This window comes from Adhaeribacter aquaticus DSM 16391 (assembly GCF_000473365.1).
GTDB lineage: Bacteria > Bacteroidota > Bacteroidia > Cytophagales > Hymenobacteraceae > Adhaeribacter > Adhaeribacter aquaticus.
This window is the reverse complement of the sequence record NZ_KI421517.1, coordinates 1,162,138-1,179,262: the sequence shown is the minus strand read 5'-3', so window position 1 is coordinate 1,179,262 and position 17,125 is coordinate 1,162,138. Positions and strand designations below refer to the sequence as shown.

The window sequence follows — 17,125 nt, the reverse complement described above, 5'->3', positions numbered from 1 at the left end:
AAAAGAAAAACTTTATACAGTTTATAATGTAAAACCTTTACTAGTACAATTTGTAAAAGGGAGGGCATCGAGAGCATGAATAATACCTTTGGCATTCCAATCATTCCTGATAATGATGCAACAAGAGTTCAAAAACTTCACGAGTACCAGATCTTAGATACCCCGGTTGGGGAAGGACCTTTCCAACATGTTGCTTCCCTGGCTACACATCTTTTTAAAGTGCCTATTGCACTTGTTTCCCTAGTAGATAAGCAACGCGTTTGGTTTAAAGCTAATGTGGGGCTGGAAGGAGTAAATGAGGTAGATAGGGGCACCAGTCTTTGTTCGTTGGCAGTTTTAAGTCATGAGCCTACTGTTTTTGAAAATGCAGTAGAGGAACCTTGTTTACTGGCCAATCCGTTGGTTGCCGGAGAATTTGGTTTACGGTTTTATGCAGCGGCCCCCTTAACAAATCCGGAAGGCCTAAATCTGGGTGCAGTATGTATTGTAGATAAAATACCTCGTAAATTTTCTATTGCAGATCAAAAGATTCTGGAGCATTTAGCCGCAGTGGTAATGAAGGAACTAGAACTCTGGAAGCTAACTATACCTGCACAACAAAAAGCAGTAAACGCTAACGTATAAAAACATATAAAAAATAAGCTCTTTTAATAAAATTAGAAGAGCTTATTTTTTTTGCTCAAGATTAAGCAGGGGTAATATACCTGCTTATGGAGCGAGATCTACTATTTCTTAACCAGTTAAAGAAGGTGCCGCCTTATTTGAAAAGGGAAGTCTAAACAATATAATTCTAGAAAAATACCTGCTAATTATATTGTCCATTATCATAAGCAAGTCAAAATAATTAAATTTCAATACTGTTTCTGCGTTTACGCAACCTCCTTTTGTATATTTAAGGCTAATACTTCTGGTACGTAACTTTAAGCTCATTAACTTTAAAACCTGTACCGCCTATTGGCAGCAGCTACAATAATTTAGTTCTCTCGAGAAATAATTTTAAGCACCTACCGCCTATGCTAAAAGCCGCAACCGTAAAAACAAAACAGCCTAACCAGTTAAGGGCTATTATCAGCGGCTCGATAGGAAACCTGGTAGAGTGGTATGATTGGTATGCTTACTCAGCTTTTTCTTTATACTTCGCGCCAGTGTTTTTTCCGAAAAGTAATGCTACGGCGCAACTGCTAAATACCGCCGGTATATTTGCAGTAGGCTTTTTAATGCGTCCTATTGGTGGCTGGTTGTTTGGTAGTATAGCAGATAGAATGGGCCGGAAGCTGGCCATGACGCTCTCGGTATTGCTAATGTCGTTGGGGTCATTGGTTATTGCGGTTACCCCTTCATATGATACTATTGGAGTGGCTGCTCCAGTTTTGTTGTTGCTTGCCCGCCTGCTGCAAGGGCTTAGTGTAGGTGGCGAATACGGCACTTCGGCTACTTATTTAAGTGAAGTGGCCTCTTCTAATCGCCGGGGCTTTTACTCCAGTTTTCAATATGTTACATTAATTGGTGGACAATTAATAGCATTGGGAATTCAGTTAATAATGCAGCAGTTTTTTTTGTCTGAGGCTCAGTTGCAGGAGTGGGGCTGGCGAATCCCTTTTTTTATTGGTGCGGGATTATCATTAGTGGCTCTATACCTACGCAGCCATATGAAAGAAACTGTTGCTTTTACAGATCAAACAGAAGTTACTGGTAAGAAAAAGAGTGGTACGCTAAAAGAACTAATGCGCCACCCAAAGGCTGTTGCGATAGTGATGGGGCTAACGCTAGGTGGTACCATCGCCTTTTATACCTACAGCACTTACATGCAGAAATTTTTAGTAAATACGGTGCAACTTACCAAAAGCCAAGCAACCTTGATTACTTTCTTATCTCTGTTTATATATGCCGCATTACAGCCACTTTTTGGCCTGCTATCAGATAAGATTGGCCGACGGCCCTTACTTATTGGGTTTGGAGTATTGGGTACATTGGCTACCGTACCTTTACTAACTGCTTTAAGCCAGGCCAAAGGGCAGTGGGAGGCTTTTAGTTATATAATGGTAGCTTTAGTTATAGTAAGCGGTTATACTTCAATAAATGCAGTAGTAAAGGCAGAGTTGTTCCCGACAGCTATACGGGCCTTAGGCGTAGGTTTTCCATATTCTATTACAGTAGCTATTTTTGGTGGTACGGCTGAGTACGTAGCTTTAAGTTTTAAAAACACGGGCCATGAGCCTTATTTCTATTGGTACGTTACCGGATGTATTTTTATTTCGCTTTTGGTTTACCTATTTATGAAGGATACCAAATACACCTCCCTAATAGACCAGCAGCAATAATTAACGGGTAGGGCGAATTTTTGCAAACAGCAACTATGGCTATAAGCTAAAAGAAAAGAGCCGGTTATACATAACCGGCTCTTTTCTTTGAATATTATATTGTTTTAGTTTTCAAAGCATTGGGTGCTTTATACTAAGCTAAAGAGGAAACATCTTTAGCGGTATCCAGCACTTCTGCTGTTGAAGTGTCAAATTTCTCTAACAGTTCATCAACCATGCTGGAAGACCCTATATACAAAGGCGACCGTTGGTGAATGAACGAAGCTGGAATATCCATAATACGGCGTTTGCCATCAGAGGCTTTGCCGCCGGCTTGTTCTATAATGAAAGCCAAAGGATAGCACTCATACAACATCCTTAACTTCCCATCAGGGGCTTTAGGCAGTGGTGGGTATAAATAAATGCCACCTTTAATCATGTTTCGGTGCAAATCAGCAACCATTGAACCAATGTAACGAGCCGTATAGTTTTTACGACGAGCCTCCTCTACATATTCCTTAACCGGCGTCGGATAATGAAGTAAATTCCCTTCGTTGCAGGAATACATATTGCCTACGGTTGGGCTTTCAATGCCCGGGTGTGATAAAAAGAACTCTCCTAAGGATGGTTCATAAGTAAAACCGCTAACGCCATGGCCAGTGGTATAAACCAGCATGGTAGAAGAACCATAAATGATGTAACCAGCAGCTACCTGCTTATCACCTCCTTGTAAAAAGTCTTCAATTTTGGCTTTGGTACCAATAGGTGTTACCCGGCGGTAAATAGAGAAAATAGTACCAATCGAAACGTTTACATCAATGTTAGAAGAACCATCCAACGGGTCCATTGCCACTACATATTTGGCGTTGTCGTTACCGGTATAAATAATGTCTTCTTCTTCTTCAGAAATAATAGCACAAGCCTGCCCACCATTCTTAAGAGCCCGGATAAAGCGAATATTGGCAATAACATCCAGTTTCTGTTGTGCTTCGCCCTGTACGTTATTAGCACCATAAACGCCACTAATATCAATCAGACCTGCCCGGTTAATTTCACGGTTAATAATTTTTCCCGCTAACGCTATATCGCGCAAAAGCTGTGACAATTCTCCTGTTGCAAAAGGAAAAGCGCTTTGTTTCTGCATGATGTACCGATCTAGGGTTACACCTACAGGTAGAGCTAATTGATTATTCGTTTCCAAGTGTATTGTAATTTATGGTTAGAAATATTTTTCCCGTTCAGGTTCCTTTTTCTTATTCGCTTTACAATAGAAGGCTCATAAGTAGCAGATTATATCTAATATAATAAAAAAATATAAAAAACTGCTTCTTCAGGCATTGTCAGAACTGTCAATTTCTGCTTTCAGTTCCAAGTAAAATAAATTACTGGTTGGCAATGATATTTAAAATCAGCAGCTTATAAAAAGAAGAGCCAATTTTTTGCTTTTAAAAGCAAGTAATTATTACCAGAAATGTATTTACCAATAGCATAAAGCAGCGATCAGGAAAAGCTTTGTAAAATTTTACTTATGGTAAAAAGTACAATTATCCTCTTCTTAATCAGTTAGATATGGTAAAAAGCAAATATATTTAAGATTCGTGAATAAACGTACTTTTTTTAATAATGTTTATTCTTTTTCTTTATCTATTATAAACAAACTACTTAGATAAATTATATTTATTTAGTAGGTTATTATATAAAAGAAAAGGTAGTTAAAGAAATTTTGATAAAGGAGAATACTTTTTTTTCGGCATGAAGGGAGAGGCTTTATACCTGAATAAAATACGAGGCCTGAAATATTAAAAATTATATTTAATGCAAAGCTGAATGGGTAAAGGTTTGTATAACCTTCTTTCTTTGGTGAGGAATTAACAAAAATTTTAAAAGGAAGGTACGAAGTATGTTATTGCGTGCTTAAGGTCAATAATTTTTTATGAATAGCTACTACCTGTGGAATTACTAATTGTTGGCCATCATTATATAAGACAAAATCAGCGCGTTGCAAACGTTCTTCTTCCGGTAATTGTTTGGCAATGATAGCTTCTATATCTGTTTGTTGACGGTGCGTGTCGCGTTGCTGTACCCGCTCTATCCGCATGTTTAAGGGAGCACTGACGGTAATTATTTTTTGTACTTGTTTATGAGCATTGCTCTCGTACATAAGTGCCGCTTCTTTTAAAATATATGGGGCTTGGGTTTGGTTTGCAGACCAGTTTAAGAAATCTTCTCTTACCCGGGGGTGCACTAGGCTATTAAGTAATCTTAACTTTTCCGGTTCATTGAAAACTACAGCAGCCAGGTAAGAGCGATTTAATAAACCAGCAGTATCATAAACTTTTTCTCCAAAGGTCTGAATTAAATTTTCCCGTAGTACCGGATCGTGCTGCATAACCCATTTAGCCCGAAAATCAGAATCGTATACAGGAATTCCCAGTAAAGCAAAAACCCGACATACAATTGATTTACCCGATCCAATTCCACCTGTTATTCCTACTTTTAGCATATTTTTTACTGCAATAGCTTTACTCTGGTAGGTCCTATAGAAATTCTTTTTACCTGAACCGGTCGGCGGGTAACCAAAACGCCTGCCGTAGAATCAGCCGGGTTATACGTGGTATAATCTATGGCAACCTCGAACTGATCGGGTGTTATGGGAGCCGCATTGGTTTGTTCAAAACCATATCTTATAGTAATTAGCTCGGGTACTATTCTAACAGCTTTGCCTTCGGGCAGATTTTTGATTAACGGCGGAATAAGTAATTGTTGCCACGTTAAAGGACTTACCGCAAAAGAAACTTCAGCCTCTGTAATATTAGCTTTCACTAATTCATTATTTGTAGGAAACTCTAAGGGTACGATACGCTTGATGCTTCTGTCTATGGTATTAACGGGCAATTTAATTTTGTAAGGCGATGGTAACTTATTCACCATAGAAGCCGGCCCATCAAAAATAACCGAGTCAGGAGTTATAACAATAGGAGACGCAATTATTCTATCTGCGTCTAACTGAATATTAGCTGAATCTACGGCTAGCGGAATTTTGCGACGGATCCGACGGTCGAAAGAAAAGCGAACGGTATCGGTTGAAATAAAATTTAACTGCAGTCCATCCAATACACTGGATACATTGCGGCGTAATGCGTTGCTGGTTAAATATTTATATGGGGGAATAGAATAAAAAACTATTTCAGCAGGGCGCAAATCAATCATTAAGTATTTGCGCAGCAATTTCCAGCCTTTCCCGCTTACATTAATCTCAATTTCTTCGGGCAGGGGCTTTAGCGGAATAAACTTTTCCTGATCGTACACAAACCGCAGCGGGTAGGAAGTACGGATATTGCTATAGTTTTTATTTAGAGCATTTAATAACCAGAAAGTAGCGGCTGCTATAAAGCACAGCAGCACTACTTTCCAGTATTGCCGATCATTTGAAGAAAATGGTTTTAACAACCATAATAAGATGTATTTCGCTCTTTCGGCCGGCAAGTCAACGGGTTTTATTTAGTTATTTCTTCTGTTTTAGCTCCTGCTTCAGAAGCAATAGATGTTTTGTCAAAAGTTAAACGAACGCCTCTGTCTACTTCCAGCACTACTGTAGTATCTTCTACCGATACTATCTTTCCGTGCAGACCACCAATAGTAACAACACTGCTTCCTTTGGTTAAAGACTCGCGGAATTTTTTTTGATCCTTAAGTTTTTTTTGTTGGGGCCGGATCATGAAAAAATAGAATACCAGAATAATAGCACCAATAAATAAAATATTAGAGATGCTACCGGGAGCAGGAGCTTGTAATAATATCTGAAGCATGTATTAAGAATTAGTTCTGAAAGGTCCGTTTTGGCCGGCAGCTGCTGCTACGTTGGCTTTGATATTTACCTGCGTAATTTCAGGTTGGGTATTGGCTTTAATGGTAATTACTTTTAACTGCTGCGTACCACCTTTGCCAGAACTGTTAAATTGTACTGAAATTTTACCTGCTGCTCCTGGAGCTACTGGCTCTTTCGGGAATTCCGGAATGGTGCAACCACAGGTAGAAGAGGCACTTTCTATTACTAAAGGCGATTTACCGGTATTGGTAAAAGTAAAGGTATGATTAACTACTTCACCTTCTTTAATAGTGCCAAAGTCAAATTCGGTTTCCTTGAAAGACATTACCGGGGCATCAGCGCTTGGTTGTATTTCCTGCGGATTGGTAGTATTAGGGTTGTTTACCGTGTTAGTGGGCGTGCTGGCTACTTCAGTAGTGGTTATTTCATCGGCTGAAGCTTCTTTCTTCTGTTCGCAGCCTATAGTAAATAATACTGCAAACGTTGCTGCTACGAAAATATTTTTTTTCATTTTAAGCATTAGTTATAAATGGGTGAATGGCTTTTGCAACAACAAACGCTGTTACAAAAGCCATTTAAAAATTTTTAGTTATATCAGGAACGTAAAGTACCTTAGTTTTTTACGCGTTATTATCTGATTCTACCGCAATACCACCCGGAGCATAAGCTGCCAGGTTATTTATAACGTATTGCGTGAATTCTTTTGTTGTGGCTTTCCCGCCTAAATCACCGGTACACTGCTCTTTATTCATTAGTGTTTTTTCCAGGGCAGCTTCAATTCTAAAAGCCTGGCCGTGTTCATCAATGTGGTGCAGCATCATTAACGCTGACCGTAACAAGGCGGTAGGGTTAGCAATACCTTTACCGGCAATATCCGGCGCAGAACCGTGTACAGCTTCAAATACAGCCATATCTTTGCCAATATTGGCACCGGCAACCACGCCCAAACCACCTACTAAGCCCGAGCATAAATCAGATAAGATGTCGCCAAATAAGTTGGTAGTTACCAGCACATCAAATTGCTCTGGCCGGTCTACTAACTGCATACACATGTTATCAATAATTTTGTCATCCATTTTAATATGCGGATAACGCTCAGCCGCCTTTTGGCCTGCTTCAATAATCATTTTACCAGCAGTTTTTAAAATATTAGCTTTATGCACAATCGTAACTTTCTTACGGTTATGTTTATGGGCATATTCAAAAGCAGCATCGCAAATTTTCTGACAACCTACGTGCGTAACCCGGGCAATAGAATCGGAAACTCCTAAACGCGCATCGTACATTTCTAAACCAGAATATAATCCTTCTGTATTTTCCCGGAACAATACCAGATCAACGTTGCCATAACGCGTTTTGATACCTTCCGTAGATTTGGCTGGCCGGATATTCTGATATAAATCAAACATCTGGCGCAGTTGCACATTTATACTTTTAAACCCTTTGCCTACCGGTGTGGTAATCGGGGCTTTTAAAGCTACCCGGTTTTTGTTTAAAGAGGCAATCAGGGACTGCGGAATTAATTCGCCACCAGCTTCCAGGCTTGCTTGACCAGCATTATGTACATCCCAAACTACGGGTACTTGTGCTGCTTCAAAGATGGCTTTTACTGCCTCTGTAATTTCCGGCCCAATGCCATCACCTGGTATCAGTGTAACTTGTTTCATAGTTTAAATTTTGCGTTGAAGTATTTGTTCTGTTAAGATAGTTATGCTTAGCAAGTAAGCATCGAAACAGTTTAATAGCAATCTATTATACTTCTTTTTGTCTATTTATTTGGTTTATAAGGGAGTCAACATCGCCTAATAGCTTTTCAGCTTTGTCTTTGGCATCGTTAATAACCCGCTGGCCTTCTGATTTGGCCGCCGATGGTGTTCCACTTTCCTTGTTATCGCGCAGGCTATCGGTTAAATCTACCAGCATATCGCGGTACCGGAAAAGTTGGTACGTTAAGCGATCGCGGGTTTCGCGGCCTTTATCCGGCGCAAATAATATTCCAATGGCTGCCCCGGTAGCTGCTCCAGATACAAAGCCTAATAACGCATAAGTTAGTTTTTTACTCATAATTTTATTTTGTGTTCGGTAGTGCTAAACGTTTTCGGGTACTTAATAAGGCCTTTTTACCTCCGCACTAAGTTACAACAACTGCCGTTTCTCTACCCTAAACTAAAAATTAAATTATTTATTGTCGATAAGACCTCTTCCAGATTTACGGATATCCCCTTTATCGGTTAACTCCTGGGCCAGTTTATCTAACACACCATTTATAAACTGCTTACTTTTTGGGGTGCTGTATAACTTAGAAATTTCAATATACTCGTTAATGGTTACTTTTACGGGAATGCTTCTAAAAATATGCATTTCGCTTAAAGCCATTTTTAAAATTATTTTGTCTATAACGGCTACCCGCTCTACATCCCAATTCTGGATATTTTCCGAAATAATCTGTTCGTATTTGGTGTCAGCTTCCAGGGTTTTGTGGTAAAGCTCCTCAAAGAAAGCCCGATCGTCTTCCCAATTAGCCGATAAGTCCAGCAACATCAGGTTTTCATCGCTGGCTTCATCCAGCAACTTAACGGTTTTATTTACCAGGTTTTTAACAATTACCTTGTTTTCTTGCCAGTTTAAGTCGTGCTCTTCAAACAACGATTGTACCGTTTCGTCTTTAAAAATAATAGTTTTAAAGATATGTTTGATAAGCTGGTGATCTTCTTCGTACGTGTGTTCGCCCCAGCTAATATATTGAATAAACGCTTCGTCTTTGCGCAGGACGTTTTTGTAAAGCTGCCGGATAATATCTAAATCGCCATCGGCCCACTTAATGTTGCGGCGCACTACGTAGTTCTGATACGATTTATTGGATAACAGCTTTTGTAATACTTTATTTTTTAAAAAAGGCTGGGCGCTCTTTTCTTTTAATTCAGTATACCGATTCGTATTACGTTGATCCTCTTCTTCAATAAGCTTGACAAATACTTCCATTATTTGCAATGTGCTCAGGTAGTGGTCGTAAATAAGCTCCACGGCTTGTAGCATTTGCTGCCCGAAATACTTATAGTCTTTTTTAACCTGGTTGTTGTAAAAGGCAATTGCCCGGTTAACCGCGTCTTTTATTTCCGGATGGTTTTCTTCATTCTCCAGCTGCCGGGTGGTGTACCACTCTTTAAATATAATAGCAGCTATTTCTTTCTGACCCTGCAGCCTTTTCCGATCCTGGGGTACTAAAGCCATTAAATCCGGCGCAAACTCCTCTTCAATTCTATCCAGTGCCATTAAATAATCTGAGCTTTCTGCCTGTTGATAGGCATATATGGCTTGCATGGCTTTAATTCGTAATGTCCTGCGGTTAAGCATAAGCGTATGTTAAAGAACGTTTTTTTGTTAAATTACTGAATATAGCGACCAGAGGTTTATATTTCTCGTGCTCTATATTTACTTATATGTTTACTTATATGTTTTATTCCAATCGGCACTTGCCTCACTATCCACTTTTCTGCCAAATTAAAGATATTTGGTTATGCTGGCTTTTAGAACTCTTACCTATTCTGAGCAGGAAAGCGCAATTGGCAGCATAACTACAGATATTTAAGACCCAAAGGCTTTATTATGCAAACTGGTAAATGCTAGTTGAGTCGGGGCAAATAATTATTACTTGCCCTTTATAACTTAAAACTTACCACTTACTTAATATCTTTGCACCACGTTTCTACGGCGGCTCTAAATTAGCGGTGCAAATTTAACGCTTTATTTCGAGATGCCCAATGCTGAAAAAAACCGTTTTCACGTTTACTTATTTTTTTTATTCCAGTATCAGGACAAAAGACTAGATTAATTCTGATCTGATTAAGTTCGGATACCTTTAAATAATTTTTGTGAAGTCATTAAGCTACCTGAATAAATACATATTAAAATACAAATACCGGTTTTTGCTGGGTATATTGTTTGTGGTGCTATCCAATATTTTTGCCATTATTCCGGCTCAGATTGTACGCCATGCTTTTGATTTAGTGAAAGAAGGGATTACGCTGCATAATTTATACGATGGCCTGGATAAGCAAACGGAAATTTATGATGTGTTTGCCCGTAACGTTACGGTGTATGCCATTATTATTTTGGTAATGGCTTTGCTGAAGGGTGTATTTACCTTTTACATGCGCCAGACTATAATTGTAATGAGCCGGCTGATTGAAAATGACCTGAAAAACGAGATTTACCATCATTACCAGACGCTGCCCCTTAGCTTCTACCGCAGAAACAATACGGGCGATTTAATGGCTCGCATTTCCGAAGATGTAAGCCGGGTGCGCATGTACCTGGGGCCAGCTATTATGTACGGCATCAACCTAGTAGCGCTGTTTTTAATGGTGGTGCCCTATATGTTTTCGGTAAATGTAGAATTAACGCTTTACACGCTGTTGCCGCTCCCGGTACTTTCGGTAAGCATTTACTACGTTAATAATATTATTGAGCGAAAATCTGATCAAATACAAAAAAGCCTTTCTGGTATAACTACTTTTGTGCAGGAAGCTTTCTCGGGCATTCGAGTAATTAAGTCGTTTGTGCGGGAAGAAGATTCGCAACATAACTTTACTATTGCAAGCAACCAATACAAAGACAAATCACTGGAGCTAAACTTTGTAAACTCCCTGTTTTTCCCGCTTATTTTGTTTTTAATTGGGTTAAGCACCATTATTACTGTATACATTGGCGGAAAAGAAGTGCTGGAGGGTAGCATTACTACAGGTACTATTGCCGAGTTCCTTATTTACGTAAATATGCTCACCTGGCCGGTAACCTCGCTGGGCTGGACTACCAGTTTGGTACAACGGGCAGCAGCTTCGCAGGCCCGAATAAATGAATTTTTAAATACCAAAACTGATATTGTTTCGCAAAAGCATATTAAAAGCACCATTGCTGGTGATGTGGTATTTAAGGACGTAAATTTTATTTACCCCGATACGGGCATACATGCCCTGAAGAATTTAACTTTTAAAATAAAGCACGGTGAGTCGTTGGCCGTAATTGGCAATACAGGCTCCGGGAAAAGCACCATTGCTAATTTGTTGTGTCGCTTATACGATGCTACCAGTGGTACTATTACGGTTGATGGCATTGATGTGCGCGATTACGATATTCCTACGCTACGCAGCCAGATTGGCTATGTGCCGCAGGATGTGTTTTTGTTTTCCGATACCATTCGGAATAACATTGGCTTTGGTATGGACAGCATGAGCGAAGAGAAAATGATGCAAGCCGCCAAAGATGCCGACGTGTACGAAAACATCATGCACTTCCCAGAAAAGTTTGACACTAAGCTCGGCGAGCGTGGCATAACGCTGTCAGGCGGGCAAAAGCAACGGGTATCCATTGCGCGGGCGCTGGTAAAAGAGCCGAGTATTCTGATTCTCGATGATTCGCTTTCGGCGGTAGATACCAAAACGGAGAATGCTATTCTGAATAACCTGAAGCGCATTATGGAAAACCGTACCACGATTATTATTTCACATCGGGTTTCTTCGGCTAAACTGGCTGACCATATTCTGGTTTTAGATGATGGCGATGTGGTGCAGCACGGGACCCACGAAAATTTATTACAGCAGGAGGGACTTTATAAGGCTTTGTACGAAAAGCAGTTACAGGCCGAAGACCAGGAATAGGATATATTTTAAATGACCTATATTTCAGAATTTACCTAAATTATATATTTTTGTAGCCCCTAATAAATTGTACGGGATGTAGCGTAGCCCGGTATCGCGCCAGCATGGGGTGCTGGAGGTCGTCGGTTCAAATCCGGCCATCCCGACTAAACAAAAGCCTTTAATGAAAAGTTAAAGGCTTTTTCTTTTGCTTAAGTCTTTGCCCCAGCAGTTAGCTAAGGCCGGATTTAATAAAATGGAGTTGAGATAGTTGTGATGCATTTTATCTTTAATGAACTAAGAATAACCAGCAAGCAATACTCCTGATAAAGGATGTAGTCTTTCCGGGAAATTTTACCTGAATGTTCCGGTTCTTCTTTATATTCGAAAAATAAATTAGAGAAAATAACTAATATGAAGCGTCACGTATTTTTATTCTTTTTCCTCCTTGTAAACTTATCTGTATTTGCCCAGGATAAAATTAAAGTAGCTTGTGTGGGCAACAGTATTACCGAAGGTCACGGCATAGAGGCTGGTCAAAAATATCCGGATCATTTGCAGCGGTTGTTAGGGGATGCGTATGAAGTAAAAAACTACGGAGTTGGCGGTCGCACCCTTTTAAAGAAAGGCGATTACCCATATTGGAAAGAAGCTAAGTACCAGCAGGTGCTGCAATGGAATCCAGATATTGTGGTGATAAAACTAGGTACTAACGATTCTAAACCGCAAAACTGGCAGTATAAAGCTGATTTTAAAAAAGATTATGTTGCCTTTATAAAATCTTTTAAAAAGCTGAAAAGTAAACCAAAAATTTACATCTGCAAACCTATGCCGGCTTATCGTGTAAATTTCAGGATTAACCCAGCGGTTATAAAAGACGAGCAATTAGCTTTAATAGAACAGATTGCCCGTAAAGCTAAAGTGCAGATTATTGACTTGTACACGCCCTTTTTAGGAAAAGATAACCTAGCGCCGGATGGTATCCACCCAACAGGAGAGGGGGCTGCTCTTATTGCGCAGGAAGTATATGGTGCCATAAAATAATTAATTCATTCTATATATAGCCAGGTAAACCTGCTTCTAAATAGGGGCAGGTTTTTTGTAAGCCAATTATAAGCAGAATTCCTAAAACAAATAGAAGTCTTTATATTATTCAAAAATTTGAAGCTTGTTAGCTGCTTGTTTTATATAGTAGTTAGGTAGTAGAACAACCTGAAACCTGAGACAAAAGACAATAAATCCATTTTTCATATATCTATAAATGCAACGTTTAGCTTAAGATAGGCGGGTTTTTATTCGATTTAATTGGTAGGGCTAAGTAGCTGTTGGTTACAATATTTTAGCTTTATAACCCTTCTAAAATATTTTATGAGTGCTATTACCTTCTTATAAAAGTACTGTTTTGCGTTATTGCCTGCACGTATAAACTCCACAGGCAACCTATGGTAAGGTACCATCCTTTGGAATATACTTGGAGAATAAGGAAAGGCTGCCTGACTAAAACAGATGTCATAAGGATATAGATATGAAGAAGGAGATTAAAGTGCCGGCTGAATTAAGTTTTAATAACCGCCTCCGGAATGAGTTAATGGCTAAAGTGCTTTACAATAAAGAAATTAAAGCACCCGATGTAAATCGGTTTTATTCTTACATTATTATACCGGATTTTGGTTTGTACTTATTTTCAGATAATTGAACCTCAGAAAAACAACTACTTTAAATTAGTAATAATAAAAAGCCCGGCTAGTCTGGGCTTTTTATTTGCTTCCGCTTTGTGATTCTCCTATAAGACAATAATCAATATCAATTTATAATTATTTAATATTGAATTATTTGCCGGATAATTTGTTTACGTTAAAATATATTATTTTTATAAGATAATGATATATTGGTTATCAGGAATAGTGTTTTTGAATATAATAATTTTTATATATTTAAATCAGGTTTTCACGCAATAGCCACACCGTTATTTTTACAGAAAGAAAAAGAATAATAGAAGTTGCCATTAAATAATATGGCTTTGCGCCTGACTTTGTAATGAGATTGTTTCTGCTCCTGCTTTTTGTAGCCTGTACTAACCTAAGAGCACAAAATAAGCAGCTTATTGATAGCCTTCACCTTGCTTTAGATAAAGCTACTTCCCTAAACCAACGGGTTGATTTGAATTGTCTGCTTAGTAAGCAATATTATTTATCGGATACCAAAAAAGGAAAGGCCTATGCGCTTTTAGCCGATAGTTTGGCTACCAAGAATAATTACTTACAGGGTAAAGCCAAAGCATTAAGTTTATTAGGTTATGCCCATATAGTGGCCGGAGAATTTGATCAGGGCCTTAAAGTGTACTACCAGTCGCTGCAGGTTAGTGAGCAAATAAACGATACGCTACAAATTATAGCAGCTTATAATGGCTTGGGCAACATCTATACTAAAATAGAGGATAGGGCCCGGGCGACAGAGAATTACCTGGTGGGCCTGGAACTAGCCAAAAAAGTGGCCGATAAACAAGGTCAGGGTAAAATATATAATAACCTGGGTAATATATATGAGGCGCAGGGCAACTATAAGAAGGGCTTAGCTTACTTTAAACGAGCTGCAGCCATACAAGAAACTCTTAATGATAAGAAAAGTTTAGCCATTAGTTTACTTAATATTGGTAATATTTACTTAAACTTTCCCCATCCCGAAAAAGGGTTACCTTACCTTTTTAAGTCGCTGGAACTGGATGCCCAAATTCAAAATAAGTTAAACCCGGTAACAACTCTAAAAAGTATAGCCCAGATTTATAAGGCTACAGGTAATACTAAGGAGGCGCTAAAATATGGCACTGCCGCTTACGAACAAGCTCTGGAATCAGGATCGGAAAAGAAGATTGTGGCCTCTGCCCAATTGATGAAAGATATTTATGTAGCTAAAAAAGACTATGAAAAGGCCTTTTTATTTCAGACTGTTTTAGATAAGCATGAAGCCAATCTGAACTTGCTAAAACAAAAAGAAGTAGCCGCGGAAATTACAGCCAAATACGAAACAGCTAGGAAAGAACTTGAAAATCATAAGCTGAAAGCCGAAAAAGAAAAGCAGCAACAGGAAATTACCCATAAAAATATTGTTCTGGCTGGAGCGATACTTCTTTTAGTTATGCTGCTGATTTTAGTGATAGAGTTAATCAGAAGCAGAAGAAACATAAAAGCCATTAATCAGCATTTGCTGGATGCAAATGAGCAATTACAGGTACAGCACGCTGAAATTACGAACCAGCAAAAGGAGTTGTCGGCGCAGGCAATAGTTTTAAAAGAACAGAACCAGCAACTGGAGCAGCATAACCTGTTTAAAAATAAAATTTTCTCTATTATTTCGCACGATCTGCGAGCGCCATTCGGAACAGTTAAAGGAATACTGGATATGGTGCAGGCAAAAAACCTGTCCACTGAAGAAATTCAACATATTTTCCTTTTGTTAAGCAAAGATGTAAATGCTTCTATTAATATGCTAAATAATTTGCTGGTGTGGTCTAAAGCGCAGTTAGCCGAATCCAAAGTGAATCTGGAGCCAACCAGCTTACGACGTTTAGTAGCAGATAATTTGCAATTAATAAGCCAGTTATCGGATCAGAAGCAGTTAGAACTTATTAACCAGGTTCCGGATAACCTGATAGTTCTTACGGATAAGGAACGATTAAATTTTGTGCTGCGCAATTTAATACAGAATGCCATGAAGTTTTCTTCTGCCGGGGGCTACATTAAAATTGAAGCCAAAGAGGATGAAGAATACCTGGCTATTGCGGTAGAAGATAAAGGAAAAGGAATAGCGGTTAAAAACTTACCTAAATTATTCGCCGAAGAAAGGTTTACTACTTTAGGTACTCAAAAAGAAAAAGGCTCTGGGTTGGGGCTAAAACTTTGTAAAGAAATGCTGGAAAGCCTGCACGGGCAAATTATTGTGGCAAGTGAAGAAGGAAGCGGCAGTTCTTTTACCATATTATTACCTAATCCGGCTTTGCTTATGCTCCAGGATAAAGAAAAAGCGCTGGTAACCTAAACAATAGGCGCTAATACAGTTCTAAATTATTTTCTAATTCAAACCTGATTTCGCCATTGGGCTCCATGCCGGTTTGCCGCCAGCCAGCTTTTACATAAAATTTTTCGGCCCGGGTACCCGGCGAAGTAGTTAGCCAAAGCTTTGGTATATCCCGGGCAAAACACCAGGTGGTCATCATGTCGTGGAGCATACGCCCAATAAAGTTGCCCTCTTCGGCAGGTCGAACAAATAAAGCCCAAACATGGGCTTTCTGTAAATCTACAATAGCAAAACCTAGTATATCATCCTCTACTTCACAAACCCAACCTTTACCTCGTTTAGTTAACATTTCTTTGTAATCGTCGGGCGTAATTTGACCAGGATGTACTAATTTATTTTCCTGCACCGATGTTCGGACCTGGTGCATTTTTTCAATATCCTCTATTTTTGCTTCGCGGAAGAACATAGGTCGTTATACTGAAATTAAATTATTTAGATTGCCTTTGCACACATACTGTTTGTAGCTGTAACGCTATTTGCTTTCTTGTAGTTGAGGACAATTTTTTAATAAATAAATTCTTTTTCTATCTGGATAAGGAAGCTGTTAAAATTTTGAGCAGAGATGACGTAAGTTCTTTTTTTGTAAAGTCGTACCTTTCTGCAATCAACCTTTATATAAATGACATGTCCGATAAAAATAAATTTATCATTACCACGCAAGATAACCAGCAAATAGATTTAACGAAAGGCAAGGAACTGCGGAGTAATAACCTGTTCCCTTTTGGACGGCATAATTATGCTATTTATCGGTCGCCGGAAGGAGTATTTGTGAAAGGAACTAATTCAGGTATTGCCACCCATATGCTAAATACGTATGAAATTATACCAGAATCAGAAGCCTTGGCGTATAAACATCCGTTTGTGCGGGAGGATTGATAGACAGTAGTGCAATAAATAAAAAGGGTAAACAGTTTTATTGTTTACCCTTTTTATTTATTGCAGAAAGCAGTTATCGAATCCATTTTGATTTATGATTATTGGAAGGTTGAGTAACGGAATAAAAAGATTGTTTTTCGGCTTCATAAAAATTTTCAAATTCATCCTGTGAGAGCTCTTCACTTAAGGCAATGTAAAACTTAGAAAGCTCCGGATATTGTTGAAGCTGCTCCTTACTTTCATCGGGATTGTTAATATCGTAATCAAAAAAGTTTTTCATAGAAGTGTATTTAATTAGTTGACAAATAGATTGTTGGAGAGGGTTTTACTGGAGTTGATTTCTAAAGGTTTAGAAAAAAGAAGGTAATTTATCAGGGGTAGTAAAATTCAGTATTTAATCCTATAAAACC

At 38.7% G+C, this 17,125-nt stretch carries 17 protein-coding genes and 1 tRNA gene; 8 read left to right on the top strand and 10 right to left on the bottom strand.

Annotation, left to right across the window (positions count from 1 at the left end; all coding sequences use genetic code 11):
* Positions 1 to 75 precede the first annotated feature (75 nt).
* Positions 76 to 624 (top strand): GAF domain-containing protein, encoded by a 549-nt coding sequence (locus ADHAQ_RS24815; protein ID WP_051359768.1) that lies wholly within the window; start codon positions 76 to 78, stop codon positions 622 to 624.
* Positions 625 to 1,013: 389 nt separating this feature from the next.
* The gene (locus ADHAQ_RS0107130; protein ID WP_026462352.1) at positions 1,014 to 2,321 is read left to right on the top strand and encodes an MFS transporter; all 1,308 of its coding nucleotides are present in this window, start codon (positions 1,014 to 1,016) and stop codon (positions 2,319 to 2,321) included.
* Between the two features lie 133 nt (positions 2,322 to 2,454).
* Here the strand turns inward: ADHAQ_RS0107130 and fbp are convergent, their stop codons facing one another.
* The 8 genes from fbp to nusB form a co-directional block, all read right to left on the bottom strand.
* Positions 2,455 to 3,507, bottom strand: a complete 1,053-nt coding sequence (gene fbp / locus ADHAQ_RS24810; RefSeq protein WP_034256650.1) for a class 1 fructose-bisphosphatase — start codon at positions 3,505 to 3,507, stop codon at positions 2,455 to 2,457.
* Between the two features lie 696 nt (positions 3,508 to 4,203).
* Positions 4,204 to 4,803, bottom strand: coding sequence for a dephospho-CoA kinase (gene coaE / locus ADHAQ_RS0107120; RefSeq protein WP_026462351.1), 600 nt, complete (start codon positions 4,801 to 4,803; stop codon positions 4,204 to 4,206).
* A 5-nt stretch (positions 4,804 to 4,808) separates the two neighbouring features.
* Positions 4,809 to 5,786 carry a YbbR-like domain-containing protein gene (locus tag ADHAQ_RS0107115; protein ID WP_034256649.1) on the bottom strand — a complete coding sequence of 326 codons (978 nt, stop codon included), beginning with the start codon at positions 5,784 to 5,786 and terminating at the stop codon, positions 4,809 to 4,811.
* An 11-nt stretch (positions 5,787 to 5,797) separates the two neighbouring features.
* Positions 5,798 to 6,109, bottom strand: a complete 312-nt coding sequence (gene yajC, locus ADHAQ_RS0107110) for a preprotein translocase subunit YajC (RefSeq protein ID WP_026462349.1) — start codon at positions 6,107 to 6,109, stop codon at positions 5,798 to 5,800.
* A 3-nt stretch (positions 6,110 to 6,112) separates the two neighbouring features.
* On the bottom strand, positions 6,113 to 6,640 hold the full coding sequence (locus ADHAQ_RS24805) for a DUF1573 domain-containing protein (protein WP_034256648.1): 528 nt from the start codon (positions 6,638 to 6,640) through the stop codon (positions 6,113 to 6,115).
* A gap of 109 nt (positions 6,641 to 6,749) precedes the next feature.
* Positions 6,750 to 7,796, bottom strand: a complete 1,047-nt coding sequence (locus ADHAQ_RS24800) for an isocitrate/isopropylmalate dehydrogenase family protein (protein WP_051359766.1) — start codon at positions 7,794 to 7,796, stop codon at positions 6,750 to 6,752.
* Positions 7,797 to 7,881: 85 nt separating this feature from the next.
* The gene (locus tag ADHAQ_RS0107095) at positions 7,882 to 8,193 is read right to left on the bottom strand and encodes a YtxH domain-containing protein (RefSeq protein ID WP_026462348.1); all 312 of its coding nucleotides are present in this window, start codon (positions 8,191 to 8,193) and stop codon (positions 7,882 to 7,884) included.
* A 114-nt stretch (positions 8,194 to 8,307) separates the two neighbouring features.
* Positions 8,308 to 9,483: a transcription antitermination factor NusB gene (gene nusB, locus ADHAQ_RS0107090; protein WP_026462347.1), complete on the bottom strand. Its 1,176-nt coding sequence runs from the start codon at positions 9,481 to 9,483 to the stop codon at positions 8,308 to 8,310.
* 518 nt (positions 9,484 to 10,001) lie between these two features.
* Between nusB and ADHAQ_RS0107085 the strand changes: the two genes are divergently transcribed.
* The 5 genes from ADHAQ_RS0107085 (at position 10,002) to ADHAQ_RS0107065 (ending at position 15,800) form a co-directional block, all read left to right on the top strand.
* Positions 10,002 to 11,786 (top strand): ABC transporter ATP-binding protein, encoded by a 1,785-nt coding sequence (locus tag ADHAQ_RS0107085; RefSeq protein ID WP_026462346.1) that lies wholly within the window; start codon positions 10,002 to 10,004, stop codon positions 11,784 to 11,786.
* Between the two features lie 72 nt (positions 11,787 to 11,858).
* A tRNA-Pro gene (locus tag ADHAQ_RS0107080) sits at positions 11,859 to 11,932 on the top strand.
* Between the two features lie 247 nt (positions 11,933 to 12,179).
* Positions 12,180 to 12,809 carry a GDSL-type esterase/lipase family protein gene (locus ADHAQ_RS0107075; protein WP_026462345.1) on the top strand — a complete coding sequence of 210 codons (630 nt, stop codon included), beginning with the start codon at positions 12,180 to 12,182 and terminating at the stop codon, positions 12,807 to 12,809.
* Between the two features lie 481 nt (positions 12,810 to 13,290).
* Entirely contained in the window at positions 13,291 to 13,461 is a 171-nt protein-coding gene (locus ADHAQ_RS28030; RefSeq protein WP_157433365.1) for a hypothetical protein, read from the top strand.
* 341 nt (positions 13,462 to 13,802) lie between these two features.
* Positions 13,803 to 15,800, top strand: coding sequence for a tetratricopeptide repeat-containing sensor histidine kinase (locus ADHAQ_RS0107065; protein WP_026462344.1), 1,998 nt, complete (start codon positions 13,803 to 13,805; stop codon positions 15,798 to 15,800).
* A gap of 10 nt (positions 15,801 to 15,810) precedes the next feature.
* On the opposite strand, the gene ADHAQ_RS0107060 is transcribed toward ADHAQ_RS0107065, so the two are convergent.
* Positions 15,811 to 16,245 carry a GNAT family N-acetyltransferase gene (locus tag ADHAQ_RS0107060; RefSeq protein WP_026462343.1) on the bottom strand — a complete coding sequence of 145 codons (435 nt, stop codon included), beginning with the start codon at positions 16,243 to 16,245 and terminating at the stop codon, positions 15,811 to 15,813.
* Positions 16,246 to 16,463: 218 nt separating this feature from the next.
* Between ADHAQ_RS0107060 and ADHAQ_RS0107055 the strand changes: the two genes are divergently transcribed.
* Positions 16,464 to 16,715 carry a hypothetical protein gene (locus tag ADHAQ_RS0107055; RefSeq protein WP_026462342.1) on the top strand — a complete coding sequence of 84 codons (252 nt, stop codon included), beginning with the start codon at positions 16,464 to 16,466 and terminating at the stop codon, positions 16,713 to 16,715.
* A 73-nt stretch (positions 16,716 to 16,788) separates the two neighbouring features.
* Here ADHAQ_RS0107055 and ADHAQ_RS0107050 read toward each other — a convergent pair whose 3' ends face one another.
* Entirely contained in the window at positions 16,789 to 16,995 is a 207-nt protein-coding gene (locus tag ADHAQ_RS0107050) for a hypothetical protein (RefSeq protein ID WP_026462341.1), read from the bottom strand.
* Positions 16,996 to 17,125: the final 130 nt, after the last annotated feature.

Bases quoted from the DNA above. Each gene is read 5' to 3' on its own strand.
- ADHAQ_RS24815 (WP_051359768.1), top strand. From the start codon at position 76: ATGAATAATACCTTTGGCATTCCAATCATTCCTGATAATGATGCAACA.
- ADHAQ_RS0107050 (WP_026462341.1), bottom strand. From the start codon at position 16,995: ATGAAAAACTTTTTTGATTACGATATTAACAATCCCGATGAAAGTAAG.
- ADHAQ_RS0107065 (WP_026462344.1), top strand. From the start codon at position 13,803: ATGAGATTGTTTCTGCTCCTGCTTTTTGTAGCCTGTACTAACCTAAGA.
- ADHAQ_RS28030 (WP_157433365.1), top strand. From the start codon at position 13,291: ATGAAGAAGGAGATTAAAGTGCCGGCTGAATTAAGTTTTAATAACCGC.
- ADHAQ_RS0107075 (WP_026462345.1), top strand. From the start codon at position 12,180: ATGAAGCGTCACGTATTTTTATTCTTTTTCCTCCTTGTAAACTTATCT.
- nusB (WP_026462347.1), bottom strand. From the start codon at position 9,483: ATGCTTAACCGCAGGACATTACGAATTAAAGCCATGCAAGCCATATAT.
- coaE (WP_026462351.1), bottom strand. From the start codon at position 4,803: ATGCTAAAAGTAGGAATAACAGGTGGAATTGGATCGGGTAAATCAATT.
- ADHAQ_RS0107130 (WP_026462352.1), top strand. From the start codon at position 1,014: ATGCTAAAAGCCGCAACCGTAAAAACAAAACAGCCTAACCAGTTAAGG.
- ADHAQ_RS0107095 (WP_026462348.1), bottom strand. From the start codon at position 8,193: ATGAGTAAAAAACTAACTTATGCGTTATTAGGCTTTGTATCTGGAGCA.
- ADHAQ_RS0107055 (WP_026462342.1), top strand. From the start codon at position 16,464: ATGTCCGATAAAAATAAATTTATCATTACCACGCAAGATAACCAGCAA.
- ADHAQ_RS24805 (WP_034256648.1), bottom strand. From the start codon at position 6,640: ATGAAAAAAAATATTTTCGTAGCAGCAACGTTTGCAGTATTATTTACT.
- yajC (WP_026462349.1), bottom strand. From the start codon at position 6,109: ATGCTTCAGATATTATTACAAGCTCCTGCTCCCGGTAGCATCTCTAAT.
- ADHAQ_RS0107060 (WP_026462343.1), bottom strand. From the start codon at position 16,245: ATGTTCTTCCGCGAAGCAAAAATAGAGGATATTGAAAAAATGCACCAG.
- ADHAQ_RS24800 (WP_051359766.1), bottom strand. From the start codon at position 7,796: ATGAAACAAGTTACACTGATACCAGGTGATGGCATTGGGCCGGAAATT.